Origin of the sequence: Marinobacter sp. (genome assembly GCF_041687235.1) — a bacterium.
Lineage (GTDB): Bacteria > Pseudomonadota > Gammaproteobacteria > Pseudomonadales > Oleiphilaceae > Marinobacter.
In genome coordinates this window covers 176,994-196,115 of sequence record NZ_JAWLCH010000003.1, presented here as the reverse complement: position 1 = coordinate 196,115, position 19,122 = coordinate 176,994, and the positions used below count along the sequence as shown (strand labels likewise).

At 57.1% G+C, this 19,122-nt stretch carries 19 protein-coding genes; 3 read left to right on the top strand and 16 right to left on the bottom strand.

Annotated features, from left to right (window positions below):
* Positions 1-101: 101 nt before the first annotated feature.
* From ACESMK_RS06355 to ACESMK_RS06290, 14 genes are all read right to left on the bottom strand, one after another.
* The gene (locus tag ACESMK_RS06355; RefSeq protein ID WP_064228261.1) at positions 102-383 is read right to left on the bottom strand and encodes a pyrimidine/purine nucleoside phosphorylase; all 282 of its coding nucleotides are present in this window, start codon (positions 381-383) and stop codon (positions 102-104) included.
* A gap of 71 nt (positions 384-454) precedes the next feature.
* Complete coding sequence (mnhG, locus tag ACESMK_RS06350; RefSeq protein WP_372996394.1) at positions 455-862, bottom strand: monovalent cation/H(+) antiporter subunit G; 408 nt, start codon at positions 860-862, stop codon at positions 455-457.
* On the bottom strand, positions 855-1,127 hold the full coding sequence (locus ACESMK_RS06345) for a monovalent cation/H+ antiporter complex subunit F (protein ID WP_372996392.1): 273 nt from the start codon (positions 1,125-1,127) through the stop codon (positions 855-857). Before ACESMK_RS06345 ends, mnhG begins: the two co-directional genes overlap by 8 nt.
* 9 nt (positions 1,128-1,136) lie before the next feature.
* Positions 1,137-1,610, bottom strand: coding sequence for a Na+/H+ antiporter subunit E (locus ACESMK_RS06340; RefSeq protein ID WP_372996390.1), 474 nt, complete (start codon positions 1,608-1,610; stop codon positions 1,137-1,139).
* On the bottom strand, positions 1,607-3,121 hold the full coding sequence (locus ACESMK_RS06335; RefSeq protein ID WP_372996388.1) for a Na+/H+ antiporter subunit D: 1,515 nt from the start codon (positions 3,119-3,121) through the stop codon (positions 1,607-1,609). Before ACESMK_RS06335 ends, ACESMK_RS06340 begins: the two co-directional genes overlap by 4 nt.
* A complete protein-coding gene (locus ACESMK_RS06330) occupies positions 3,118-3,465 on the bottom strand; it encodes a Na+/H+ antiporter subunit C (RefSeq protein WP_372996386.1) in 348 nt (115 codons plus the stop codon). Before ACESMK_RS06330 ends, ACESMK_RS06335 begins: the two co-directional genes overlap by 4 nt.
* A 34-nt stretch (positions 3,466-3,499) precedes the next feature.
* Positions 3,500-3,925 carry a Na+/H+ antiporter subunit B gene (locus tag ACESMK_RS06325; protein WP_372996384.1) on the bottom strand — a complete coding sequence of 142 codons (426 nt, stop codon included), beginning with the start codon at positions 3,923-3,925 and terminating at the stop codon, positions 3,500-3,502.
* On the bottom strand, positions 3,922-6,231 hold the full coding sequence (locus ACESMK_RS06320) for a putative monovalent cation/H+ antiporter subunit A (RefSeq protein ID WP_372996382.1): 2,310 nt from the start codon (positions 6,229-6,231) through the stop codon (positions 3,922-3,924). The genes ACESMK_RS06325 and ACESMK_RS06320 overlap by 4 nt, the downstream gene beginning before the upstream one ends.
* 122 nt (positions 6,232-6,353) lie before the next feature.
* Positions 6,354-6,686 (bottom strand): Na+/H+ antiporter subunit G, encoded by a 333-nt coding sequence (locus ACESMK_RS06315; RefSeq protein WP_372996380.1) that lies wholly within the window; start codon positions 6,684-6,686, stop codon positions 6,354-6,356.
* Positions 6,687-6,701: 15 nt separating this feature from the next.
* Positions 6,702-6,971 carry a K+/H+ antiporter subunit F gene (locus ACESMK_RS06310; protein ID WP_372996378.1) on the bottom strand — a complete coding sequence of 90 codons (270 nt, stop codon included), beginning with the start codon at positions 6,969-6,971 and terminating at the stop codon, positions 6,702-6,704.
* Positions 6,968-7,456, bottom strand: a complete 489-nt coding sequence (locus tag ACESMK_RS06305) for a Na+/H+ antiporter subunit E (protein WP_372996376.1) — start codon at positions 7,454-7,456, stop codon at positions 6,968-6,970. Before ACESMK_RS06305 ends, ACESMK_RS06310 begins: the two co-directional genes overlap by 4 nt.
* Complete coding sequence (locus ACESMK_RS06300; protein ID WP_372996374.1) at positions 7,456-8,973, bottom strand: monovalent cation/H+ antiporter subunit D; 1,518 nt, start codon at positions 8,971-8,973, stop codon at positions 7,456-7,458. The genes ACESMK_RS06305 and ACESMK_RS06300 overlap by 1 nt, the downstream gene beginning before the upstream one ends.
* Complete coding sequence (locus tag ACESMK_RS06295) at positions 8,970-9,338, bottom strand: Na+/H+ antiporter subunit C (RefSeq protein WP_372996372.1); 369 nt, start codon at positions 9,336-9,338, stop codon at positions 8,970-8,972. Before ACESMK_RS06295 ends, ACESMK_RS06300 begins: the two co-directional genes overlap by 4 nt.
* On the bottom strand, positions 9,338-12,139 hold the full coding sequence (locus ACESMK_RS06290) for a monovalent cation/H+ antiporter subunit A (protein WP_372996370.1): 2,802 nt from the start codon (positions 12,137-12,139) through the stop codon (positions 9,338-9,340). Before ACESMK_RS06290 ends, ACESMK_RS06295 begins: the two co-directional genes overlap by 1 nt.
* Positions 12,140-12,492: 353 nt before the next feature.
* Here ACESMK_RS06290 and ACESMK_RS06285 point away from each other — a divergent pair, with 353 nt between their 5' ends.
* Both ACESMK_RS06285 and ACESMK_RS06280 read left to right on the top strand, forming a co-directional pair.
* Complete coding sequence (locus ACESMK_RS06285; RefSeq protein WP_372996368.1) at positions 12,493-14,547, top strand: FAD-dependent oxidoreductase; 2,055 nt, start codon at positions 12,493-12,495, stop codon at positions 14,545-14,547.
* 98 nt (positions 14,548-14,645) lie between these two features.
* Positions 14,646-15,665 (top strand): CNNM domain-containing protein, encoded by a 1,020-nt coding sequence (locus ACESMK_RS06280; RefSeq protein WP_372996367.1) that lies wholly within the window; start codon positions 14,646-14,648, stop codon positions 15,663-15,665.
* A gap of 19 nt (positions 15,666-15,684) precedes the next feature.
* Here the strand turns inward: ACESMK_RS06280 and ACESMK_RS06275 are convergent, their stop codons facing one another.
* Together ACESMK_RS06275 and ACESMK_RS06270 are read right to left on the bottom strand one after the other, a co-directional pair.
* Positions 15,685-15,849 (bottom strand): hypothetical protein, encoded by a 165-nt coding sequence (locus ACESMK_RS06275; RefSeq protein ID WP_372996365.1) that lies wholly within the window; start codon positions 15,847-15,849, stop codon positions 15,685-15,687.
* A gap of 110 nt (positions 15,850-15,959) precedes the next feature.
* Complete coding sequence (locus ACESMK_RS06270; protein WP_372996363.1) at positions 15,960-16,952, bottom strand: GlxA family transcriptional regulator; 993 nt, start codon at positions 16,950-16,952, stop codon at positions 15,960-15,962.
* Positions 16,953-17,209: 257 nt separating this feature from the next.
* Between ACESMK_RS06270 and ACESMK_RS06265 the strand changes: the two genes are divergently transcribed.
* Positions 17,210-19,012: an acyl-CoA dehydrogenase gene (locus ACESMK_RS06265; RefSeq protein WP_372996361.1), complete on the top strand. Its 1,803-nt coding sequence runs from the start codon at positions 17,210-17,212 to the stop codon at positions 19,010-19,012.
* The last annotated feature ends 110 nt before the right edge of the window (positions 19,013-19,122 follow it).

Sequence of the window (19,122 nt, the reverse complement as noted above, 5' to 3'; positions counted from 1 at the left end):
GGTGAAACAGGAACCGGTATGAGTGAAAAAATGCAGAGCGAACGGCGGCTTAGGTGAACATCCAGTTTCGCTCTGCGGACGGGGCTGTCGTTTGTCCGGTGTTACTCGTAAGTGCAGAGGTAAGCGGTATCGATATCGGTCTTTGCCTTGAAGCTGGCTTGCCCGGCCACATCAAAGCTCTCACCGGCGCCATAGGTCATCCATTCTTCCATGCCCGGCAGCAGTACGGTTAAAGCGCCGCTGATGACGGTCATGGTTTCCTTCTTGCTGGTGCCGAACTCATACTCGCCCGGGCTGATGACGCCAACGGTGGCGGGCAGGGTAGAGGTCTGGAAGGCAATGGATTTGGCTTTGCCGTCAAAATATTCATTTACTTTCAGCATGCGCTGGACTCCTGGAATAAGTTTGGGAGCCTACTATACGGGAATTTCGTGCACTTCCAATGACAAAATAATCAGCCGGGTCGGTCTTCCCCGGTCCGGGACTCTACCTTTTTTCCGATATGATCGAGTCCACTACTGAGCTTGTGGCTTTCCGGGTCATAGCGTTCGCGCAGCTCATCTTTGACGGTCCCCTCCCACAGCTCAATTCCGGTGAAATACCCGGCTCTTCCTATGACATGAGCGGCAATCGGAGCAGTCAGAAGAATAAACACGACAATGGCGATTGCCCTTGCCACCACGGTGCTGTCTGCAAAATAGAACGCAACGCCACCCATGGTCAGCATTGCCCCGAGCGCACCCGCTTTGGTGGTGGCATGCATCCGGGTGGGAAGATCCGGCAGTCGCAGAACACCAATGGCTGCCAGAACCATAAACGAAGCGCCCGCAAGCAGCAGAATCGAAACCAGCACTTCAGTCATCTTTGACACCTCCTCGTTCCACGAATCTGGCAAAACCAATGGCCGCGAGGAAGGCTGTAAGCGCGATCACGATCGCAACGTCCAGAAGACTGGCGACGCCGGTTTCAATCGCATGCACTCCGACATAGCCAACGACAATGGATGCGATCAGTTCCAGTGCAACGACCCTGTCCGGCAGGGAGGGGCCGCGGGTCAGCCGTATAAAGGCGAACAGCAACGCCAGTGACAACATGAAGTAAACGATATTAATCGAAACGGCAAGCATGGCGATCCCCTAGCGCATTACCTTCAGAATGCGGCGTTCCAGTTCTCTGAGGTCATTCCTCAGTTGCTCCTCATCATGAAGAAACATGGCATGGATGAACAGAACCTTCCGGTCATCGGAGACATCCAGGCTCAGTGTGCCAGGCGTGAGCGAGATAACGCTGCTGACAAACAGAATTTCCATGTCGGTTTCCGCCCGCAAAGGAAACGCAATTACGCCGGGCTTCATGTGCCAGACAGGTGTGGCAACGTCGTAAGCAACTTTAAAATTGGATTTGACCAGTTCTTTCAGAAAAAAGACCAGAAACGCGGCGACGCGGGGAATTCTGCGCGAGTAGCCCTTCAAAACGGGTACCTGCTTCTGAAGCACCATGAGTGCGCCGTATCCGAACAGGAAACCCGCTAAAAGGTTCATAGCCGTGACGCTGCCGGTCAGGGTCACCCAAGCCAGAGCCAACAGCAAATTCCAGAACAGACCGATCACTGCGACTGCCCTCCAAGAACCGCCTCAATATAAAGTCGGGGGTTCATTAACTGGTCAGCGGCCGTTTCGGCCAGCATGTAGATAGGCTGGCCATAAAGACCGATGATCAAGGTACAGATCGCGAGACCGGCCACCGGCACATAATAGGCCCAGCCCTGTTTGTCACGGACTTCGCCGTTGAGTCGGCGTACATCGGTTACGTGATCGGGCAGCTTTTTCCAGAACACTTCCGCCCAGATCTTGGTCATCGAATAGAGTGTCAGCAAGCCAACCAGCAGAGCGATCCCCGCGACCAGGTATTCAGTGGCTTCCAGGCTGGCTTTCACAACAATGAACTTGGCGAAAAAACCGGACAAGGGGGGAATTCCGGCAAGAGACAGCGCCGGAATCAGGAACAGCAGAGCCAGGTAGGGACGCTGACGATAAACGCCTCCGAGATCTTTCAGCTCGTAGCTGCCGAGCAGACGATAGGTGATGCCGCTGACCAGGAACAGATTCGTTTTCACGATGATGTGGTGCATGATGTAGAAAACGCCGCCGATCAGTGCCAGAGGGGTGAACAGCGCGAGTCCCAGAATCATATAGCCAATCTGGCTGATGATATGAAATGAAAGAATCCGCCGGAATTCGAACTGTGCCGCGGCACCAAGCACCCCGGTCAACATGGTCAGAGCGGCAGCCCAGAGCAATATCGTGTGGGTGTAGCCCACATCCTGCGTGAAAATCAGGGTGAAAACCCGGTAAAGCGCGTACACCCCCACCTTGGTGAGTAGACCCGCGAACAGTGCCGAAACGGCCACCTGAGGGGTGTGATAGGAGGCGGGAAGCCAGAAGAACAGCGGGAACGCTGCCGCCTTGATACCGAATGACACCATGAACATCAGAGAGACCACCGTCACCATGCCCGGGTCTTCGACGCTGTTCACCTTCTGGGCAATGTCCGCCATGTTCAGGGTGCCGACCATGCCGTAGAGCAAACCCACGGCTGAGAGAAAAATGGCCGATGAGAACAGGTTCAGGGTGACATACTTGATAGCACCCTCCATCTGCGCGCGCTCGCCACCGAGAGTCAGCAGTGCGAAGGAAGCGAGCAACATCACCTCGAACCAAACGAACAGGTTAAATATGTCGCCGGTAAGGAAGGCGCCCGCGACGCCGGCGAGCAGCAGGTGCATCAGGGGGTAATAGCCGAATTTTTCATGCCCTTCCGGTGTGGAGGCCAGGGAATAAATCGCAATGGCCAGCCCGATGATGCCGGTAAGCACAATCATGATGGCGCCGAGTACATCCGACACAAACACGATGCTGAAGGGGGCGGGCCAGCTGCCCATTTCCATCACCAGAAAACCATGCTCGACGGTGAGACGCATCAGCCAGATGCTCGCCGCCAATAGCAATCCGGTGGCGGCGACGGCAATGACCCGCTGCATGCGTATGGATCGCCAAAAGGCCAGGGACAGCGCCCCGGCCACCAGGGGGATCAGAATCGGAAGAACAGGTGCCAGGTTCAAGTATCAGTATCCTTCATCTTGTCCAGGTCATCGGTTCCAACCACCTCGTAGGCCCGCCGGATCAAAACGACTGCAAAAGCAAGAACGCTGAAGGCGATCACGATGGCAGTGAGGATGAGCGCTTGCGGCAGTGGGTCCGCCACAGCTCCTGCGATTTGGTCTGCTCCCTCGGGAATCAGGGGCGGGGCACCTCGTGTCAGGCCTGCGACGACGAATATCAGCAGGTTGGCTGCATTGCTCAGAATGATCAGGCCAATAACGAGTTTCACGATAGACCGCCTCAGCATCATGTAGATGCTGGCGGTAAACAGCAGACCGATTACGTAAGCCATCAAGGTTGCCATTCGTGGACTCCCTCCTTATGGATCAATGCTCGAATCATTCTTCGGCCTCCATCAAGCCGATCACAAAGGTCATCAGTGTTCCCAGCACAGCCAGGTATACGCCGATGTCGAAGATCAATACTGTCGATAGCTTCAAATAGCCTTCGCCGGGCAGCGGGACTTGCCACCAGTGAGCGGTCAGCATTGCCTGTCCGGACCAAAGGGCGGGAAGTGTCGATGCCAGGGCGAACAACAATCCTGCCGCCAGAATGTCGCGAGGGGTGACTCGCAGAAGTTTGCGTGTTGATTCGGCGCCGAAGGCAAAGGCAGAGAGCACGAAAGCACTGGCCGCCACCAGCCCGCCGATGAATCCGCCCCCGGGTTCATCATGGCCCCGTAAAAGCAGGAAAATCGAAAACATCAGTTGCAGCGGTACAATCGCCAGTGCTGCAGTGCTCAGGATCAGGGTGCTGGACTTCATGGTTTATTCTGATCCTCCGCCTTCAGTTTGAGCATGGAGTAGACGCCGACAGCAGCCAGGGCAAGAACAAAAATTTCCCCTAATGTATCGAGCTGCCGGAAATCCACCAGAATCACGTTGACGATGTTCTTGCCAAATGCCAGCCCAGCGCTGTTCTCCACGTAGTAGCTGGAAATGCTGTCAAAGTATTGGATATCCAGCACCGCAAGGATGAGTAATGTCATTACCATGCCGGCAAACACTGCGACCGCCAGGTCCCGGTAGCGTTCCCACGGTGACGAAAGGTTAACGAAGGGAGGCAGCTTGAAGAGCACCAGGACGAGAAGTATGACGGTGAGAGTTTCAACGAGCAGTTGAGTGATCCCCAAATCCGGCGCGCTGAAGTGAATAAAGATCAGGGCGACGCCGAAACCGAGTACGCCAACGGAGGCAACGGAGCCCAGCCGGGATCTGGTGGCACAGGCGAAGATGGTTGATGCCATCAGTAGTAGGGCGATTCCGAACTCGTAGAAATAGCCGTCGCTGAAGTCAAAATCCAGATGGAATCCTTCCTGGATAAACAGGGTGTAGCCGGTGAGGCCGAAGGTAACCAGAACGAGGATCAGCAGATAGATCCCGAGAACACCATTCTGCAGCAGCCGGGTTTGCCAGGTTGCGACCTCGGTAATGCCCAGCATGAAACGAAAATAACCTGCCTCCGGGCCAATTCGGCTGCCTGCGCTGTTTATCGCGTAAAGGTTTGGTTGCAGCCGCGGCCATTTGTAAAACAGGACCGACCCGATCAGAAGACTGATACCAGAGAGTATCAGCGGGATATTTATGCCATGCCAAAGCGCCAGGGCCGTCTGGACAGAACCGCCGTAGACTGAAGAAATTGCGGCATCCAGCACAACGCCGGCAGGCACAAAGGGCACCACCCCGAAGATCAGCGCTAACAGGGACAGCACGGCGGGGCCGACGAGCATGGCAAACGGGGCTTCATGGGGTTGTTTCGGCGTTCTGCGAACCTCTCCGAAAAACGGTTTGATTGCCACCAGACCCGCCACGGCAATCACCAGAATGGCAGAAGCCACCGCCATGACCAGCAGTCCTGCCGACCACAAGGGCGCTTTCAGCAGTGACTCGAGCATCAGTTCCTTGGCGACGAAACCAAACAGGGGCGGCAGGCCTGCCAGGGAGAGTGCGGCCAGGCAGGTGATTGCCGCGGTCAGTGGCATGCTTTGCCTGAGCCCCCCCATCTTTGTGATGTCCTTTGTGCCGGTTTCGTGGTCCAGTGCACCGGCGAGCATAAACAGGGCTCCCTTATACAGGGAGTGGGCGAGGAGAAAACAGATGAAAGCGGTGATGGCCAGCTCGGTACCAACCCCGATCAGCATGGTCAGGGTTCCCAGGGCCATGACCGTGGAGTAGGCCAACACCTTCTTGATACCGGTGCTGCTGAACGCCAGATAGGCACCGGTCAGCATGGTTGCAGCACCGAAGAGCATGAGAGAGCCGCTCCACAGTGCATCTCCGCCCATGGAAGGGTTGAGGCGGGCCAACAGGTACACGCCCGCTTTGACCATTGTTGCCGAGTGCAGGTAGGCAGAAACGGGCGTCGGGGCCGCCATGGCATTGGGCAACCAGAAATGGAACGGCACCTGCGCTGATTTCGTGAAAGCGCCAATGAGAATGCAAACTGTTGCTGCGGTGTAGAAGGCGTGTTCGTGAATTTGCAAATCAGAAGCAAGGATTTCAGTAAACGAATAACTTCCGGCCATGGAGCCGAGCAAGATCAGGCCGGCCATCAGGACCAGGCCACCGCCCGCCGTAACAAAGAGTCCCTGTAGAGCGCATTTCCGTGCTTCTACATCTTCATGGTTGAAGCCAATCAGCATGTAGGAAGTGATGCTGGTTAATTCCCAGAACACGAAGAACGCGATGAGGTTGTCCGATAACACCAGCCCGAGCATGGATGCCATGAACGACAACATGATGACGTAGAACCGGCCCAGATCCCTGTGGCCTTTCAAGTAGGATCCAGCATAGATCAGGATGAACGTACCGATACCGCTGATCAGCAGGGCAAATACGAGGGAAAGACCGTCGACCATGAAATCGAGGGTTATGTCCAGGCCCGGCATCCACTGGTGTTCGAACAGGAGCGTTTCACCACCGCTGATTGCAGGTACCAGGCTGGCAAAGTAGACAGTAAGCGAGGCGGGCAGAAGCGCGAGAAGCCATCCGATGTGCTGGCCAGCCACACGGCGGAGCGCCGGCACCGCAAACGCCAGTAAGAAACCCGATAGTACAGCCAGTAACATCATTTTAAGGATGCTCCGTTAGAACCCAGTTCTGAGCGTTGTGCAATTATCAGATTCCGGCCCCTGCACCAGGATCATGCGCTTCGAAGCGGCAATGGGCATAACAACCCATTGGGTTGAGCGTCTCATTGATCCCAGGTTTGGCCGCGGGTGTTGTCTGTGGTTTTGACCTCCAGATGCATGGCGGCTTTGGCCAGGAAGTTTGCGCTGACGGGTGCAGTCATGACCAGAAAAGCAGTGATCAGGATCTCTTCAATGCCAATGCCCCTGCCGAGGGTACTGAAATAAATGACGGAGCTGAGGACAATGGCGCCCACGCCGACTGTGGTCGCTTTTGTTGGGCCATGCAAGCGGGTGTAAAAATCTGGCAGGCGGGCCAGACCAATAGCCCCGATCAGGGTAAAGGCGCCACCCACAAGCAGCAAAACGGAAATGGCGTATTCTGCGAAGGTGCTCATCAGGTTTCCTCCGGGTTACTCAATGACGCTGCCGCGCTTGAGGTATTTTGCCATTGCAACCGTCCCAACGAATCCCATCACTGCAATGAGCAGCGCGGACTCGAGGTACATACGTGTCTGTAGCGTTATACCGAGCAGAACGATCAGTGCGATGGCATTGACGTAGAGAGTGTCGAGTGCCAATACCCTATCGGGCGCGTCCGGCCCCTTGATCACGCGATAGACGTTCAGTAACGCTGCCAGCGTAACCATGGCGATGGTGATGTAGAGCGCAGCAAGCATCATTGGAACATCTCCAGCAGTGGCTTTTCATAACGGGCTCGAATCGTGTTGATGACGTCCTGCTCATCCTCGGCGTCCAGTGAATGGATCAGAATCAGCTTGTTGTCATCGCTTACATCCGCACCGACTGTTCCCGGCGTCAGTGAGATGGTGCTGACCAGTATGCTGATCGCCAGGGGGTGATCCAGTTCCAGAGGATAACAGATGAACATCGGGCGCGGCTGTCGGGGGCTGAGAATGAGCTTTGCCACTTCAACGCTGGCAACAATAATATCCCAGAGAACTCGCAGGGCGTATGCTGGTGCCCGCCAGCCCTTGATGACAGCCGGGCGGTCAGGCCAGAAACCCCGGGTCATCTGAGGTATACCCCAGGCCAGAATAATGCCCAATACGACACTGCCCCCGCTTATGCCGTCACTCAGGAACTGCCATGTGACGAACAGGGTCAGGCTTAGCCAGGGCTGAGGAAAACTGAGGCGATCAAGCATTAGCTGTCCTCCCCGACCATTGGGCTCTGCAAGATTTCGATATAGGCGTCGCTGTTATGCAACTGCGCCGCCGTCGCATCGGTAAAGCTCGTAATAGGGCCAGCCAGCACAACCATTACGATTGCCAGGGCGGTGAGTGCGCCGGCTGCCACCGAAATCCGGCCGTTAAGCGGATCCGGTTTTTCCAGATGACCATCCACCGTACGCCAGAACACGATGCTGCCGGCGCGGCTGTAGGCAATGAGAGTGAGAAAGCTGCCGATCAGCAGTATGGACCACAGCCAGGCCATTTCGGTTCCGGGTTCAACAGACTGCAGAATCAGTACCTTGCCAAAAAAGCCGCTCAGGGGTGGCAGACCGGCCGCGGCCACGGCACCGAGCAGGAACAGGACACTGAGGAAGGTGCGGCTCTGCATTTTAGGCGCCGTAATAATGCGGTCTTTGGCCGAACCGCGCTGGTTGGCGACCAGCTCCGAGACAAGAAACAGCCCACCTACGGTCCATGTTGTGCTCAGCAGGTAGAAAAGGGCGGCAGACAGGCCTGCTTCGGAGCCAAGTGCAATTGGAGCCAGCAAAGTGCCTACCGAAATGATGACCTGCCAGGCGACCAGGGTTTTCAGGCTGCCGGACCCCAACGCACCGATAACGCCCATGGCCAGGGTGGCCAGGGCAATCGGGAACAGCCAGTCCATGCCGAGATTGGCGAGCTCGCCCGCATCGTCGCCGAAAACCAGCAGGTAGACCCGCAGAATGGCGTAAATGCCAACTTTGGTCATTACCGCAAACAGTGCAGCAACCGGCGCCGTGGCTTTTGAGTAGGCCCGTGGCAGCCAGAAGCAGAGAGGCAGAATGGCTGCCTTGAGGCCGAAGACCACCAGCAACATCATGCCGCCGGCCTTGACGATGTTCAGGCCTTCTCCGGAGACTTGTGAAACCTTGACCGCCAGGTCCGCCATGTTCAGTGTGCCGGTGACGCTATAGATCATACCGACGCTGATCAGGAACACTGCAGAACCGATCAGGTTCAGCACGACATAGTGCAGGCCCGGAACCGTTCTGACTGTCCCGCCACCATGCATCAGCAAGCCGTATGAGGCGATGAGCAGAACCTCAAAGGCAACAAAAAGATTGAACAGATCGCCTGTGAGGAAGGCCATATTCAGTCCCATTAGCTGGAACAGGAACAGGCCATGGAACTGACGGTTCCCCTCATCGGCACCGCCGATCGAAAAGATGTGACAGAACAGGGCCAGAATGGCAGTCATGATAAGCATCAGGGCGGCCAATCGATCCAGCACCAGCACAATCCCGAACGGGGGCTGCCAGTTGCCGAATGCGTAGATCCGGTAACTGCCATCGTTTGCCATTAACAGAAGCACGATGGCGGATACCAGCATCAGAACCGTGGTGGCCAGCGCCAGCGTGCGCCGCAGGCTGATAGGCGCGTAGCCCATAAACGCCTGAAGAATGCCGCCAAGCAGTGGAATAAGAACAGGAGCGGTAAGCCAGTGGTTCATTTACCGGTCACCTCCGATTCCTCCTCCGGTGCGGGCGATTTATAGGGTTGCTTGCCGTCCACGTGGTCATCCTCGTTGTCGGCCAGGTTGCGCAGGGACAGCACGACAACGAACGCCGTCATTGCGAAGCCAATCACAATCGCTGTAAGCACCAGCGCTTGTGGCAGGGGGTCAGCATAACTGGCAGCGGTGCCGATGATCGGTTGCTGGCCGGTCGCCAGGCGGCCACTGGAGAACAGAAACAGGTTGACGCCGTAAGACAGCAGCGTCAGGCCGACCACCATCGGGAAGGTGCGAGCACGGAGGATCAGATACACCCCGGAGGATGTCAGTGCGCCGATGACCAGTGCGAAAACAAGCTCCATTACGCACCCTCCTGTTTGCTTTTTATCGCGGAGTGAGGAGACATCCGGCCGACAGTCACCAGTGATAGCAGGGTGGCGCCGATCACCGCCAGGTAGACGCCGAGATCAAAGATGAGGGCCGAGGCAACCTCGAACTTGCCCACCACTGGCCAGGTTATGTAATCGAAGGTGGATGTGAGGAACGGGTAGCCGAACGCGAAACTGCCAAGCCCGGCAACCGTTGCGAACAACAGGCCCAGCCCGATGACGTTGTGGTAGCGCAGACGGATTCGATCCTCTGTCCATTCCATGCCGCTGGCAATGTATTGGAGAATCAGCGCAATCGAGGTTATGAGACCGGCGATAAAACCGCCCCCTGGCAGGTTGTGGCCGCGCAGGAAAATGAATGCGGACACCATCAGGGCAAGCGGTAGCATTGGCCGGGCGATCAGGCTCAACATCAACGGGTGCGCATCCCGGGCCCATGCGTGGCCGGCGCCATCGCTGGGCGGTGGCGTCAATACGGTGTCTTTGAGCATGGCGTAGATGCCCAGGGCGGCAATGGCCAGGACCGTGATTTCGCCCAGGGTATCGAAGCCCCGGAAGTCCACGAGAATGACGTTGACCACGTTGGTGCCGCCACCGCCGGGCTTGCTGTTCTCGAGGAAGAACTCGGAGATCGAGCTGAATGGTTGGGTCAGCATGGCAAGCGTTACCAGTGTCATGCCAATACCCGCGACTGCAGCAATAGTCACATCCCTGACACGACGCCTCAGCGTTGTTTCGATGGGCGTCCAGGGACGCATGTAATAGATTGCCAGCATCAGCAGAACGATGGTGACCACCTCCACAGAGAGCTGGGTCATCGCCAGGTCCGGTGCCGAAAAGCGAGCGAAGGCCAGAGCCACGACCAGGCCGACTACGCTTAACAGCACCAGTGCATAGAAACGCTGTCGATGCAGTCCTGCAGTTGCAAACGCGCAGAGTATCAGTACAGCGGCCGCAATCGCCGTTGGCGCGTCCACGGGGCTCAAGCCGTTCTCGCCGACAAAGACCCCCAGGTCAATCAATGGCATAGCTGCAACGACGATCACGCTGACAAGCAGCAGCAGAGCGTATCGCTGCAGCGAGCCGTTCTCCACGCGTGAGGTCACGCTGTTGGCAAAGTCTACAATCCGCAGAACAACGCTCTCGAACACTGCCTTCTCATCGATTTCCCGGAAGCGTGCGTGAAAATCGAAAAAGCGCTGGCGTTGGCTGTACATGAGGAGGCCGCCAAAGAATGCGACAAAACTCATGAGCAGCGGAAGGTTGAATCCATGGAATATGGAAAGGGTGTATTCCGGCACGTCACCGCCAAGCGTTGCTGACGCCGCCATAAAGAGCAGCGGCCCGACGGCAATAGCCGGAAACACGCCAACCATGATGCAGGCGAACACCAGGATTTCTACCGGAAACTTCATGTAGCGCGGCGGCTCATGGGGCGGATAGATTGGAAGATCCACGGGTTTTCCGTTGAAGAACACATCGTGAATAAAGCGGGCTGAATACGCGACTGCGAAAATTCCAGCCAGGGTTGCGGCAATCGGTGGCAGCCAGGCCCAGAGTCCCGGGAGGTTCAGCTCCAGAGACTCGGCAAAGAACATTTCCTTACTCAGGAAGCCGTTCAGCAGCGGAACCCCGGCCATGGACGAAGCAGCCACCATGGCCAGGGTGGCGGTGTGGGGCATGTAGCGCCAGAGACCATTGATGCGGCGCATGTCGCGGGTGCCCGTTTCGTGGTCGATGATACCGGCGGCCATAAACAGAGAGGCTTTAAAGATGGCATGGTTGATTACATGGAAAACCGCCGCTACGGCTGCAAGCTGGGTGCCCATACCAAACAGCAGGGTGATCAGGCCCAGGTGGCTCACCGTTGAGTGGGCCAGAAGTCCTTTCAGGTCATGCTTGAACATGGCGACATAGGCGCCGATGAGCAGGGTTGCCATGCCGGTAAAACTGACCATGTAGAACCACTGCTCGGTTCCTGCAAGGGCCGGATAGAGCCGTGCCATCAGGAAGATGCCGGCTTTCACCATGGTGGCCGAGTGCAGGTAGGCCGATACCGGGGTAGGCGCCTGCATGGCATGGGGCAGCCAGAAATGGAACGGGAACTGGGCCGATTTGGTGAATGCGCCAAGCAGAACCAGGGTCAGAGCGACCGGGTACATGGCGTGCGCCTTGATCTGATCACCGGCTGCCAGCACGTCATCAAGCTCAAAGCTGCCAACGATGTTGCCGATGATCAGGATGCCCGCCAGCAGAGCGAGGCCGCCGCCGCCGGTCACTGCAAGCGCCATGCGGGCGCCGCGGCGGGCGTCCTGTTTGTGGGTCCAGAAGCTGATCAGCAGAAACGAGGTCAGGCTGGTCAGTTCCCAGAAAATCATCATCAATAGCAGGTTGCTGGAGAGCACAATGCCCAGCATGGAACCTTTGAAGCAGAGCAGCAGGGCGTAGAACTTGCCGACGTTCTCGTAGGCCTTCAGGTAATAGCGGGCGTAGAGAATGATCAGTAACCCGATAATCAGGATCAGCAGGGCGAACAGCAGAGACAGGCCGTCCAGCCGGAAGCTGAAAGAAAGACCAAGGGCCGGCAACCATTCATAGCTGTGCAGCACCACGCCACCATCAGCAAGGGTTGCCCAATGCGGGAAAAGAGCTGCGAGTGCGATCAGCGCGGGTACAGAAGATGCAACGGCAATTGCCGTTCTGCCGCCTTGAGCGAACAAGGGCGCGGCTATGGCACCCAGAAAAGGCAGTAAAACAACCAGCGGTAGCGACATCGCAACCTCGTTATTGGTTTTCTTTTACGTGAGTATTGAAGGCATGTTTGCCTGAGTCTAGTCTCCGGCGGGCCACCCTGCACGACGCATACCGATGCCCTTACGGCATGGAGGATAGGGTGGATCAGCAGAGAGCGGGCGGATCCGGGAAGTAGGGTAGGCGTCCCCGGTGCCGCGCAATGTCAGCGGTAACAGGTGGGCGGGTAAATCTTGTGCAGCCGTAGGACCTTGCGGTCATGGTTGCTCCGTCAGTCAAACTTGATTGCCGATGATACGTGCCCCGTCCCGAAGGTCAAGTCAACTTGCCATTGATCAAGTGTATACTCCCGATAAATATTCCATGAGAGAGCCCCATGAGCGACACCTATCCCAATCTTTTGAAACCGCTGGATCTCGGCTTCACCGAACTCAAGAACCGGGTGCTGATGGGGTCCATGCACACAGGCCTTGAAGACCGGTTCTGGAATATTCACAAGCTTGCCCGTTACTTCGCTGAGCGGGCCGAAGGTGGTGTGGGGCTCATGGTAACGGGCGGTTTCTCGCCCAATCTGGTCGGGCAGTTGGCCCCGCTTGCCTCAACCATGAACAACCGGGCTACGGCCCTGCTGCATCGCCATGTGACCGGCGCGGTTCATGAGGCCGGCGGAAAGATCTGTATGCAGATTCTGCACGCAGGGCGCTATGGCTATCAGCCGCTGATTGTTTCGGCCTCGGCAACCAAGGCCCCCATCAGCCCGTTCAAGGCTCGCGCTCTTTCCTCCAGAGGGGTTGAGCGGCAGATCAACGATTTCGTCAGTGCCGCGAAACTCGCAAAGTTTGCTGGCTATGATGGCGTTGAAGTGATGGGCTCTGAAGGCTATTTCATCAACCAGTTTTTGTGCGAGCGCACCAATAAACGCACGGACAAATGGGGTGGCCCCTACGAAAACCGCATGCGCCTGCCGGTAGAGATTGTCCGCCGTATGCGCGAAGCCGTAGGGCCGGAGTTCATCATTATCTACCGGTTGTCGATGCTTGATCTGGTTGAGGGCGGCCAGACCTGGGATCAGATCGTGACCCTCGGTAAGGCCATCGAACAGGCCGGTGCCACCATTATCAACACCGGCATTGGCTGGCACGAAGCGCGGGTTCCCACCATCGTCACCTCGGTGCCCCGCGGCGGCTTTGCCGATGTTACCGCCAAGTTCTATGGCGAAGTGAATATCCCGGTATGCACTACAAACCGAATAAACACCCCGGAGAAAGGGGAGGAAATTCTCGCTTCAGGCAAGGCCGATATGGTGTCCATGGCCAGGCCTTTGTTGGCAGACAGCGAGTTTGTACGCAAGGCCGGGCAGGGGCGCAGTGATGAGATCAACACCTGCATTGCCTGCAATCAGGCCTGTCTCGACCACGCTTTCCAGGCCAAGCGGGCATCGTGCCTGGTGAACCCGCGAGCCTGCCACGAAACCGAGTTGGTGTTGACGGTTGCGCCTGTTGTGCGCCGGGTCGCTGTGGTAGGCGCCGGACCCGCCGGGTTGGCGGCAGCGACAACAGCCGCGAAACGGGGCCATAACGTGACGCTTTTCGAAGCGGATGACCAGATTGGCGGCCAGTTCAACTACGCCAAGCGCATCCCGGGTAAGGAAGAGTTTTACGAAACCCTTCGCTATTTCCAGCGCCAGATCGAGCTGCTAGAGATTGACCTGAAGCTCGGTACCCGCGTCGACGCAGGCATGCTCAAGGAGCAGGGCTTTGACGATGTGATAATCGCCACCGGTGTGAAACCGAGAACACCCAATATAGACGGCATTGACCATCCTAAAGTACTTGGCTATCTGGATGTGCTTCGTCACAACAAGCCGGTCGGGGAGACCGTGGCGGTGATTGGCGCTGGCGGCATTGGCTTTGATGTCAGCGAATTCCTGACCCACGACTTCGGCCATCATCCGGAAGGAGAGCAGGTCAGCGTTGCCGACTGGCAGGCGGAGTGGGGGGTTAATCCCCGGTTTGAGGGCCCGGGCGGCCTGGCAGAGCGCCAGCCGACACCATCACCTCGCAAGATATACCTGATGCAGCGCAAGACCGGGAAGGTGGGCGGAGGCCTGGGCAAGACTTCTGGATGGGTGCACCGAAACAGCCTGAAACACCGTGAAGTCGAGATGCTGCGAGGCTGTCGTTATGAGCGAATTGACGATGAAGGTCTGCACCTGTCTGTGACCGACAAAGAAGGCAAGTTAACCGAGCACCGCGTGTTGCCGGTGGATCATGTGATCATTTGCGCCGGACAGGAACCCTATCGGGAACTTTTTGACCAGTTGTCGGCCTTTGGGGTGAAAGCACATCTGATCGGTGGTGCAGATGTTGCCGAGGAACTCGATGCCAAACGCGCAATTCGTCAGGGCACGGAGGTGGCGGCCGGGCTCTAGGTAATGTCCGCAAAACGCCTCGAGGCAGCTTTATAGCATATGGCCAAAGAATTCAGGGTTCTATACAATTTGCCGACTTCGGTCTTCATAAGGTCTGTATGACACTTCTTGTTGTCTTCGCAATTGTTTCCATTGGTTTTTCTTTTTTGTGTTCGATTCTCGAGGCTGCATTGCTATCGGTGACGCCCAGTTACATTGCATCCCTCAAGAAGGAAAATCCGGGTCTTTTTTCCAGGCTGCGGAAACTCAAGGACAATATTGATGATCCCCTGTCGGCCATACTGACGCTCAACACCGTTGCTCACACCGCTGGCGCGACCGGTGTCGGTGCCCAGGTCGCCGTGGTTTTCGGTGAGGGATGGCTCGGTGCGGCGTCTGCAATCATGACGCTCGCCATACTGATATTGTCCGAGATCATCCCGAAAACCATCGGTGCAAAATACTGGCGTTCCATTGCGCCGAAACTGCCAGCAATACTGGGCTTCATGATCAAGTCCCTGTTGCCCTTTATCTGGCTGTCAAAGCAGATCACCCGTCGCATTGGCTCCGGTGAGGCAGACGTTGATATCCGTGCGGAAATCAGCGCCCTTGCAGAAATCGGTCGTGACCAGCAGGCCCTGGACGAAGACGAGCGGCGGATGATCCAGAACGTCCTGCGATTCCACGAGATCAAGGTCAGTTCGGTGATGACGCCACGGACAGTCTGTAAATACGTCAACCCTGATATCACCTATGAACAGTTCCGGGAACAGGTCAGAAAGTCACCGTTTTCCCGTTATCCGGTCATCGACGAAGATGGAGAGGCACTCGGCTATCTGCACCGGGCAGATCTCATCAATCTCGATGTCGAGACCGACCTGCTGGAGCACATGCGAAAAATAAAGCGGGTCAAAGGCAATATCAACATCGAGTTTCTTTTCTCGGACATGTTGAGAGAGCGGCAACACCTGGCCGTGGTCTATGACGAACTGGGTACCTGGCTGGGAATAGTGACGCTGGAGGACATACTGGAGACGCTTTTGGGCACCGAAATCATGGATGAAACCGATAATGTCTCTAACCTTCGCCGGTACGCGAAGCAGCGCTGGAGCCGTCGTCTCAAAAAGTATGGCTCCTGATAAGAGGGGGTTGGAACGGTTAACGGACGGCTTTCAGGGCGTTGGAAATTGCCTCGGCTTCTGCTTCAAGTACTTGACACCGAAAGCTGTTTCCCTGCCGAAGTGCCTGTTCAATCTGCTTTCGCTTCATGTCATAGAGCTTGCTAAGAATGTCTGCCTGGCTTTGTCTGATCGGTGCGTTCATGGCAAACCTCCCCATAGTGACACCTGTCGGTATTCTTTACGTTTCAGGCCGGATATCGGCCTTCACTGAAAACCGATGCATAACTCGGGCCAGTCAGGGCGGGGCGAACATTACCTGACAAAGCGCGAGCGGTAGGCGCCGGGAGAAAGCCCGGTATGTTTGCGGAACAGCCGAGTGAAAGAACTCACATCCTCATACCCCACCAACCGGGTGATTTCATCAATGGGAAGCCGCGTTTTCTCCAAATGCTGACGTGCAACCTCAATCCGCAAAAGCTGCAGGTACCCGGTGGGCGTGTCCCCGGTTGCCGCCTTGAACCGGCGAATCAGAGAACGCTCCGTTAATCCGCTTAACGAGGCCAGGCGCTCTAAAGTGACGGGTTCACTGTGATGGCCGTCCAGCCAGTCCTGAAGTTTGAGAATGGCAGCGTCGGAATGGTAGCGCCGGGCCTGCAGGGCGCTGTAGGGCGCCTGACTGGTTCGCCCCGCATCAATCACGAACGCCTTCGCCAGCTCCCGGGCCACCTGAGCCCCCGCGTACCGTTCCACCAGGTAAATCCCCAGATCCCACCAGGCCATCCCTCCTCCGGCGCAGGCAATGTCGCCGTCCACCGTCACCAGCTTGTCCGGTTGCAGGTTCACCCCCGGGAAGCGCTGCCTGAACTGATGGCTGAAGCCCCAATGTGTCGTCGCCTGACGCCCGTCCAGCAGCCCCGCTTCGGCAAGCATAAATGCACCGGTGCAATTACTCGCCACCCGCACCTGCCCGGCGTCTGAAGCCCGAAAAGTGCTGAGCCATTCAATGAGCTCCGCATTTCCCGCCAGAACGACATCGATCGGGCCACCGATAGTCGGTATCACTACCAGATCACTCTCGTCCCCCGGCAGCAGATCATTCCAGGCCCCGTCTGGCTGAATCGTCAACCCGTTGATGCAACGGCAGGGGGCTCCGTCCTTTGTCAGAAGTCGGGTTGTAAACTGGGGTACCGGCGTTTCATCGTTAATCCGCGCCCAAGTGACTCCGGCAAGACGGAAAAGATCAATAATCCCGGTGATGGCACTGGCAAGTGCCCCATCAAAACCGATAACAGAAACGGTTCGCATGCATTCTCCAGGGTAGGCTCTGGGGTGGGTAAGTCTGGCCGGGACTGTCTGCAGCATGGATGCTGCAGTCAAGCCTACATGGACGTATTCACGGCGTGTCCCGGCCAGACTTACCCACCGTAGAGCCGGGCGGCCAACAATGAATCTGCCGACAGATGGTTAGCTGGTGGCAATATTGACCATAATTATGTCATAAACGCCGGTTTCCAGAAAAAACCAGTTGTGAGAGGCTGTCGACAACAAACAGGAGACCAAGCATGACCGACACCCTGATTGACCGCCGCGACCTGGCGTTCCAACTCTATGAAGTCCTCGATACCGAAAACCTCACCACCCGCGAGCGCTTCAGCGAACACAACCGTGACACCTTCGATGCCGTCATCGAAACCGCCGACAAGATGGCACGGGAGAAATTCGCAACCCACAACAGCGCTGCCGACAAAGACGAGCCCAAGTTCGTCAACGGCCAGGTCGAGATGCTGCCGCAGGTCAAAGAAGCCTTCGACGCCTATGCCCGGGCTGGCTTTATCGCCGGACGCTACGATTACGAGCTGGGCGGCATGCAACTGCCGGAGTCGGTGATGGCCGCCTGTAATGGTTTCTTTACCGCGGCTAATCCAGGTACCGCTGGGTACCCGTTCCTGACCACGGCCGCAGCCAACCTGATCCGCGTCTTTGGCAACGAACAGCAGAAAACCACCTTCCTGCCGAACATGCTCAGCGGCCGGTTCAGCGGCACCATGGCACTTACAGAGCCGCATGCTGGCTCATCTCTGGCGGATATACGTACCTCGGCATCCCCGACCGGGGATGGCCATTACCTGATCAAGGGCGCCAAGATCTACATCTCCGGCGGAGAGCAGTCCATCACCGACAACATCGTTCACATGGTGCTGGCCAAGATCAAAGGAGCGCCGGCGGGTGTTAAAGGCATCTCCCTGTTCATCGTGCCCAAGTTCCTGGTGGATGATGAAGGCAATCCCACCGAACGCAACGGTGTCAGCCTGGCTGGCCTGATCCACAAACTGGGTTACCGCGGCACCACCTCTACGGCACTGAGTTTCGGTGACGATGCCCCGTGCCACGGCTATCTGGTGGGCGAACCACATCAGGGCCTGAAATACATGTTCCAGATGATGAATGAAGCGCGGGTTGGCGTGGGTTTCGGCGCTGCCGTGATCGGTTATCGCGGTTACATGCACAGCCTCGAATACGCCAAAGATCGTCTGCAGGGCCGCAAAGCCAGCGAGAAAGATCCCGAGTCACCCCAGGTGCCCATCATTGATCACGCCGATGTCCGGCGCATGCTGCTGGCACAGAAAGCCTACAGCGAGGGCGGCCTGGCCCTGTGTCTCTACGGCGCCCGACTGATGGATGATCAGCACACCCATCCGGACCAGCAGAAACGCGAGGAAGCCGGAAAGCTGCTGGATCTGCTCACCCCGGTGATCAAGGCCTGGCCGTCGGAATACGGCCCGAAGGCCAACGACCTGGCCATTCAGGTCTACGGTGGCGCGGGCTACACCCGGGAGTATCCGGTGGAACAATGCTGGCGCGATAACCGCCTGAACCCGATTCATGAGGGCACCAATGGCATCCAGGCCCTCGACCTGCTGGGCCGGAAGATCTGGCAGGATCAGAGCCATGGCCTGCAACTGCTCATGCAGGAAATGCAGGTGGATCTGCAGGCAGCCACTACCGATCGCTGTCAACAGTGGGCCCTGTCCCTGAGTGAAACCCTGCAGCAGGCGGTGAAAGTCACCCAGAGTCTGGGCAAATCCCTGATGGAAGGCGACCCCGACAAAACCCTGGCTAATGCCTCCTGCTACCTGCACCTGTTCGGGCACATCATCGTTGCCTGGATGTGGCTGCGCCAGGCTAACGCAGCCGCCCATGCTCTGGCTTCGGCGAATACTGATGACGAGCGCAACTTCTATCAGGGCAAACTGCAGGCGGCCCAGTACTTCTTCCACTGGGAGTTGCCAACCGTGGCTCAGGATCTGGTTCTGCTGCGCAATCAGGATGATACCTGCCTGAATATGAAGGCCGATTGGTTCTGACTTCGGAGTAGGCACAATCGGCCGGGATCGCTTTCAGGGACACGCTACAAGCACATCCCTGTGCGCTCGGCTGTGGCCATCCATGGCCACAGAGGGTCCCTGAAAGCGAT

What these genes read in the sequence shown, in the direction of transcription:
- ACESMK_RS06355 (WP_064228261.1), bottom strand. Translation starts at nt 383, where the DNA reads ATGCTGAAAGTAAATGAATATTTTGACGGCAAAGCCAAATCCATTGCC.
- mnhG (WP_372996394.1), bottom strand. Translation starts at nt 862, where the DNA reads ATGACTGAAGTGCTGGTTTCGATTCTGCTGCTTGCGGGCGCTTCGTTT.
- ACESMK_RS06345 (WP_372996392.1), bottom strand. Translation starts at nt 1,127, where the DNA reads ATGCTTGCCGTTTCGATTAATATCGTTTACTTCATGTTGTCACTGGCG.
- ACESMK_RS06330 (WP_372996386.1), bottom strand. Translation starts at nt 3,465, where the DNA reads ATGGCAACCTTGATGGCTTACGTAATCGGTCTGCTGTTTACCGCCAGC.
- ACESMK_RS06325 (WP_372996384.1), bottom strand. Translation starts at nt 3,925, where the DNA reads ATGAAGTCCAGCACCCTGATCCTGAGCACTGCAGCACTGGCGATTGTA.
- ACESMK_RS06320 (WP_372996382.1), bottom strand. Translation starts at nt 6,231, where the DNA reads ATGATGTTACTGGCTGTACTATCGGGTTTCTTACTGGCGTTTGCGGTG.
- ACESMK_RS06315 (WP_372996380.1), bottom strand. Translation starts at nt 6,686, where the DNA reads ATGAGCACCTTCGCAGAATACGCCATTTCCGTTTTGCTGCTTGTGGGT.
- ACESMK_RS06310 (WP_372996378.1), bottom strand. Translation starts at nt 6,971, where the DNA reads ATGATGCTTGCTGCGCTCTACATCACCATCGCCATGGTTACGCTGGCA.
- ACESMK_RS06305 (WP_372996376.1), bottom strand. Translation starts at nt 7,456, where the DNA reads ATGCTTGATCGCCTCAGTTTTCCTCAGCCCTGGCTAAGCCTGACCCTG.
- ACESMK_RS06300 (WP_372996374.1), bottom strand. Translation starts at nt 8,973, where the DNA reads ATGAACCACTGGCTTACCGCTCCTGTTCTTATTCCACTGCTTGGCGGC.
- ACESMK_RS06295 (WP_372996372.1), bottom strand. Translation starts at nt 9,338, where the DNA reads ATGGAGCTTGTTTTCGCACTGGTCATCGGCGCACTGACATCCTCCGGG.
- ACESMK_RS06290 (WP_372996370.1), bottom strand. Translation starts at nt 12,139, where the DNA reads ATGTCGCTACCGCTGGTTGTTTTACTGCCTTTTCTGGGTGCCATAGCC.
- ACESMK_RS06285 (WP_372996368.1), top strand. Translation starts at nt 12,493, where the DNA reads ATGAGCGACACCTATCCCAATCTTTTGAAACCGCTGGATCTCGGCTTC.
- ACESMK_RS06280 (WP_372996367.1), top strand. Translation starts at nt 14,646, where the DNA reads ATGACACTTCTTGTTGTCTTCGCAATTGTTTCCATTGGTTTTTCTTTT.
- ACESMK_RS06275 (WP_372996365.1), bottom strand. Translation starts at nt 15,849, where the DNA reads ATGAACGCACCGATCAGACAAAGCCAGGCAGACATTCTTAGCAAGCTC.
- ACESMK_RS06270 (WP_372996363.1), bottom strand. Translation starts at nt 16,952, where the DNA reads ATGCGAACCGTTTCTGTTATCGGTTTTGATGGGGCACTTGCCAGTGCC.
- ACESMK_RS06265 (WP_372996361.1), top strand. Translation starts at nt 17,210, where the DNA reads ATGACCGACACCCTGATTGACCGCCGCGACCTGGCGTTCCAACTCTAT.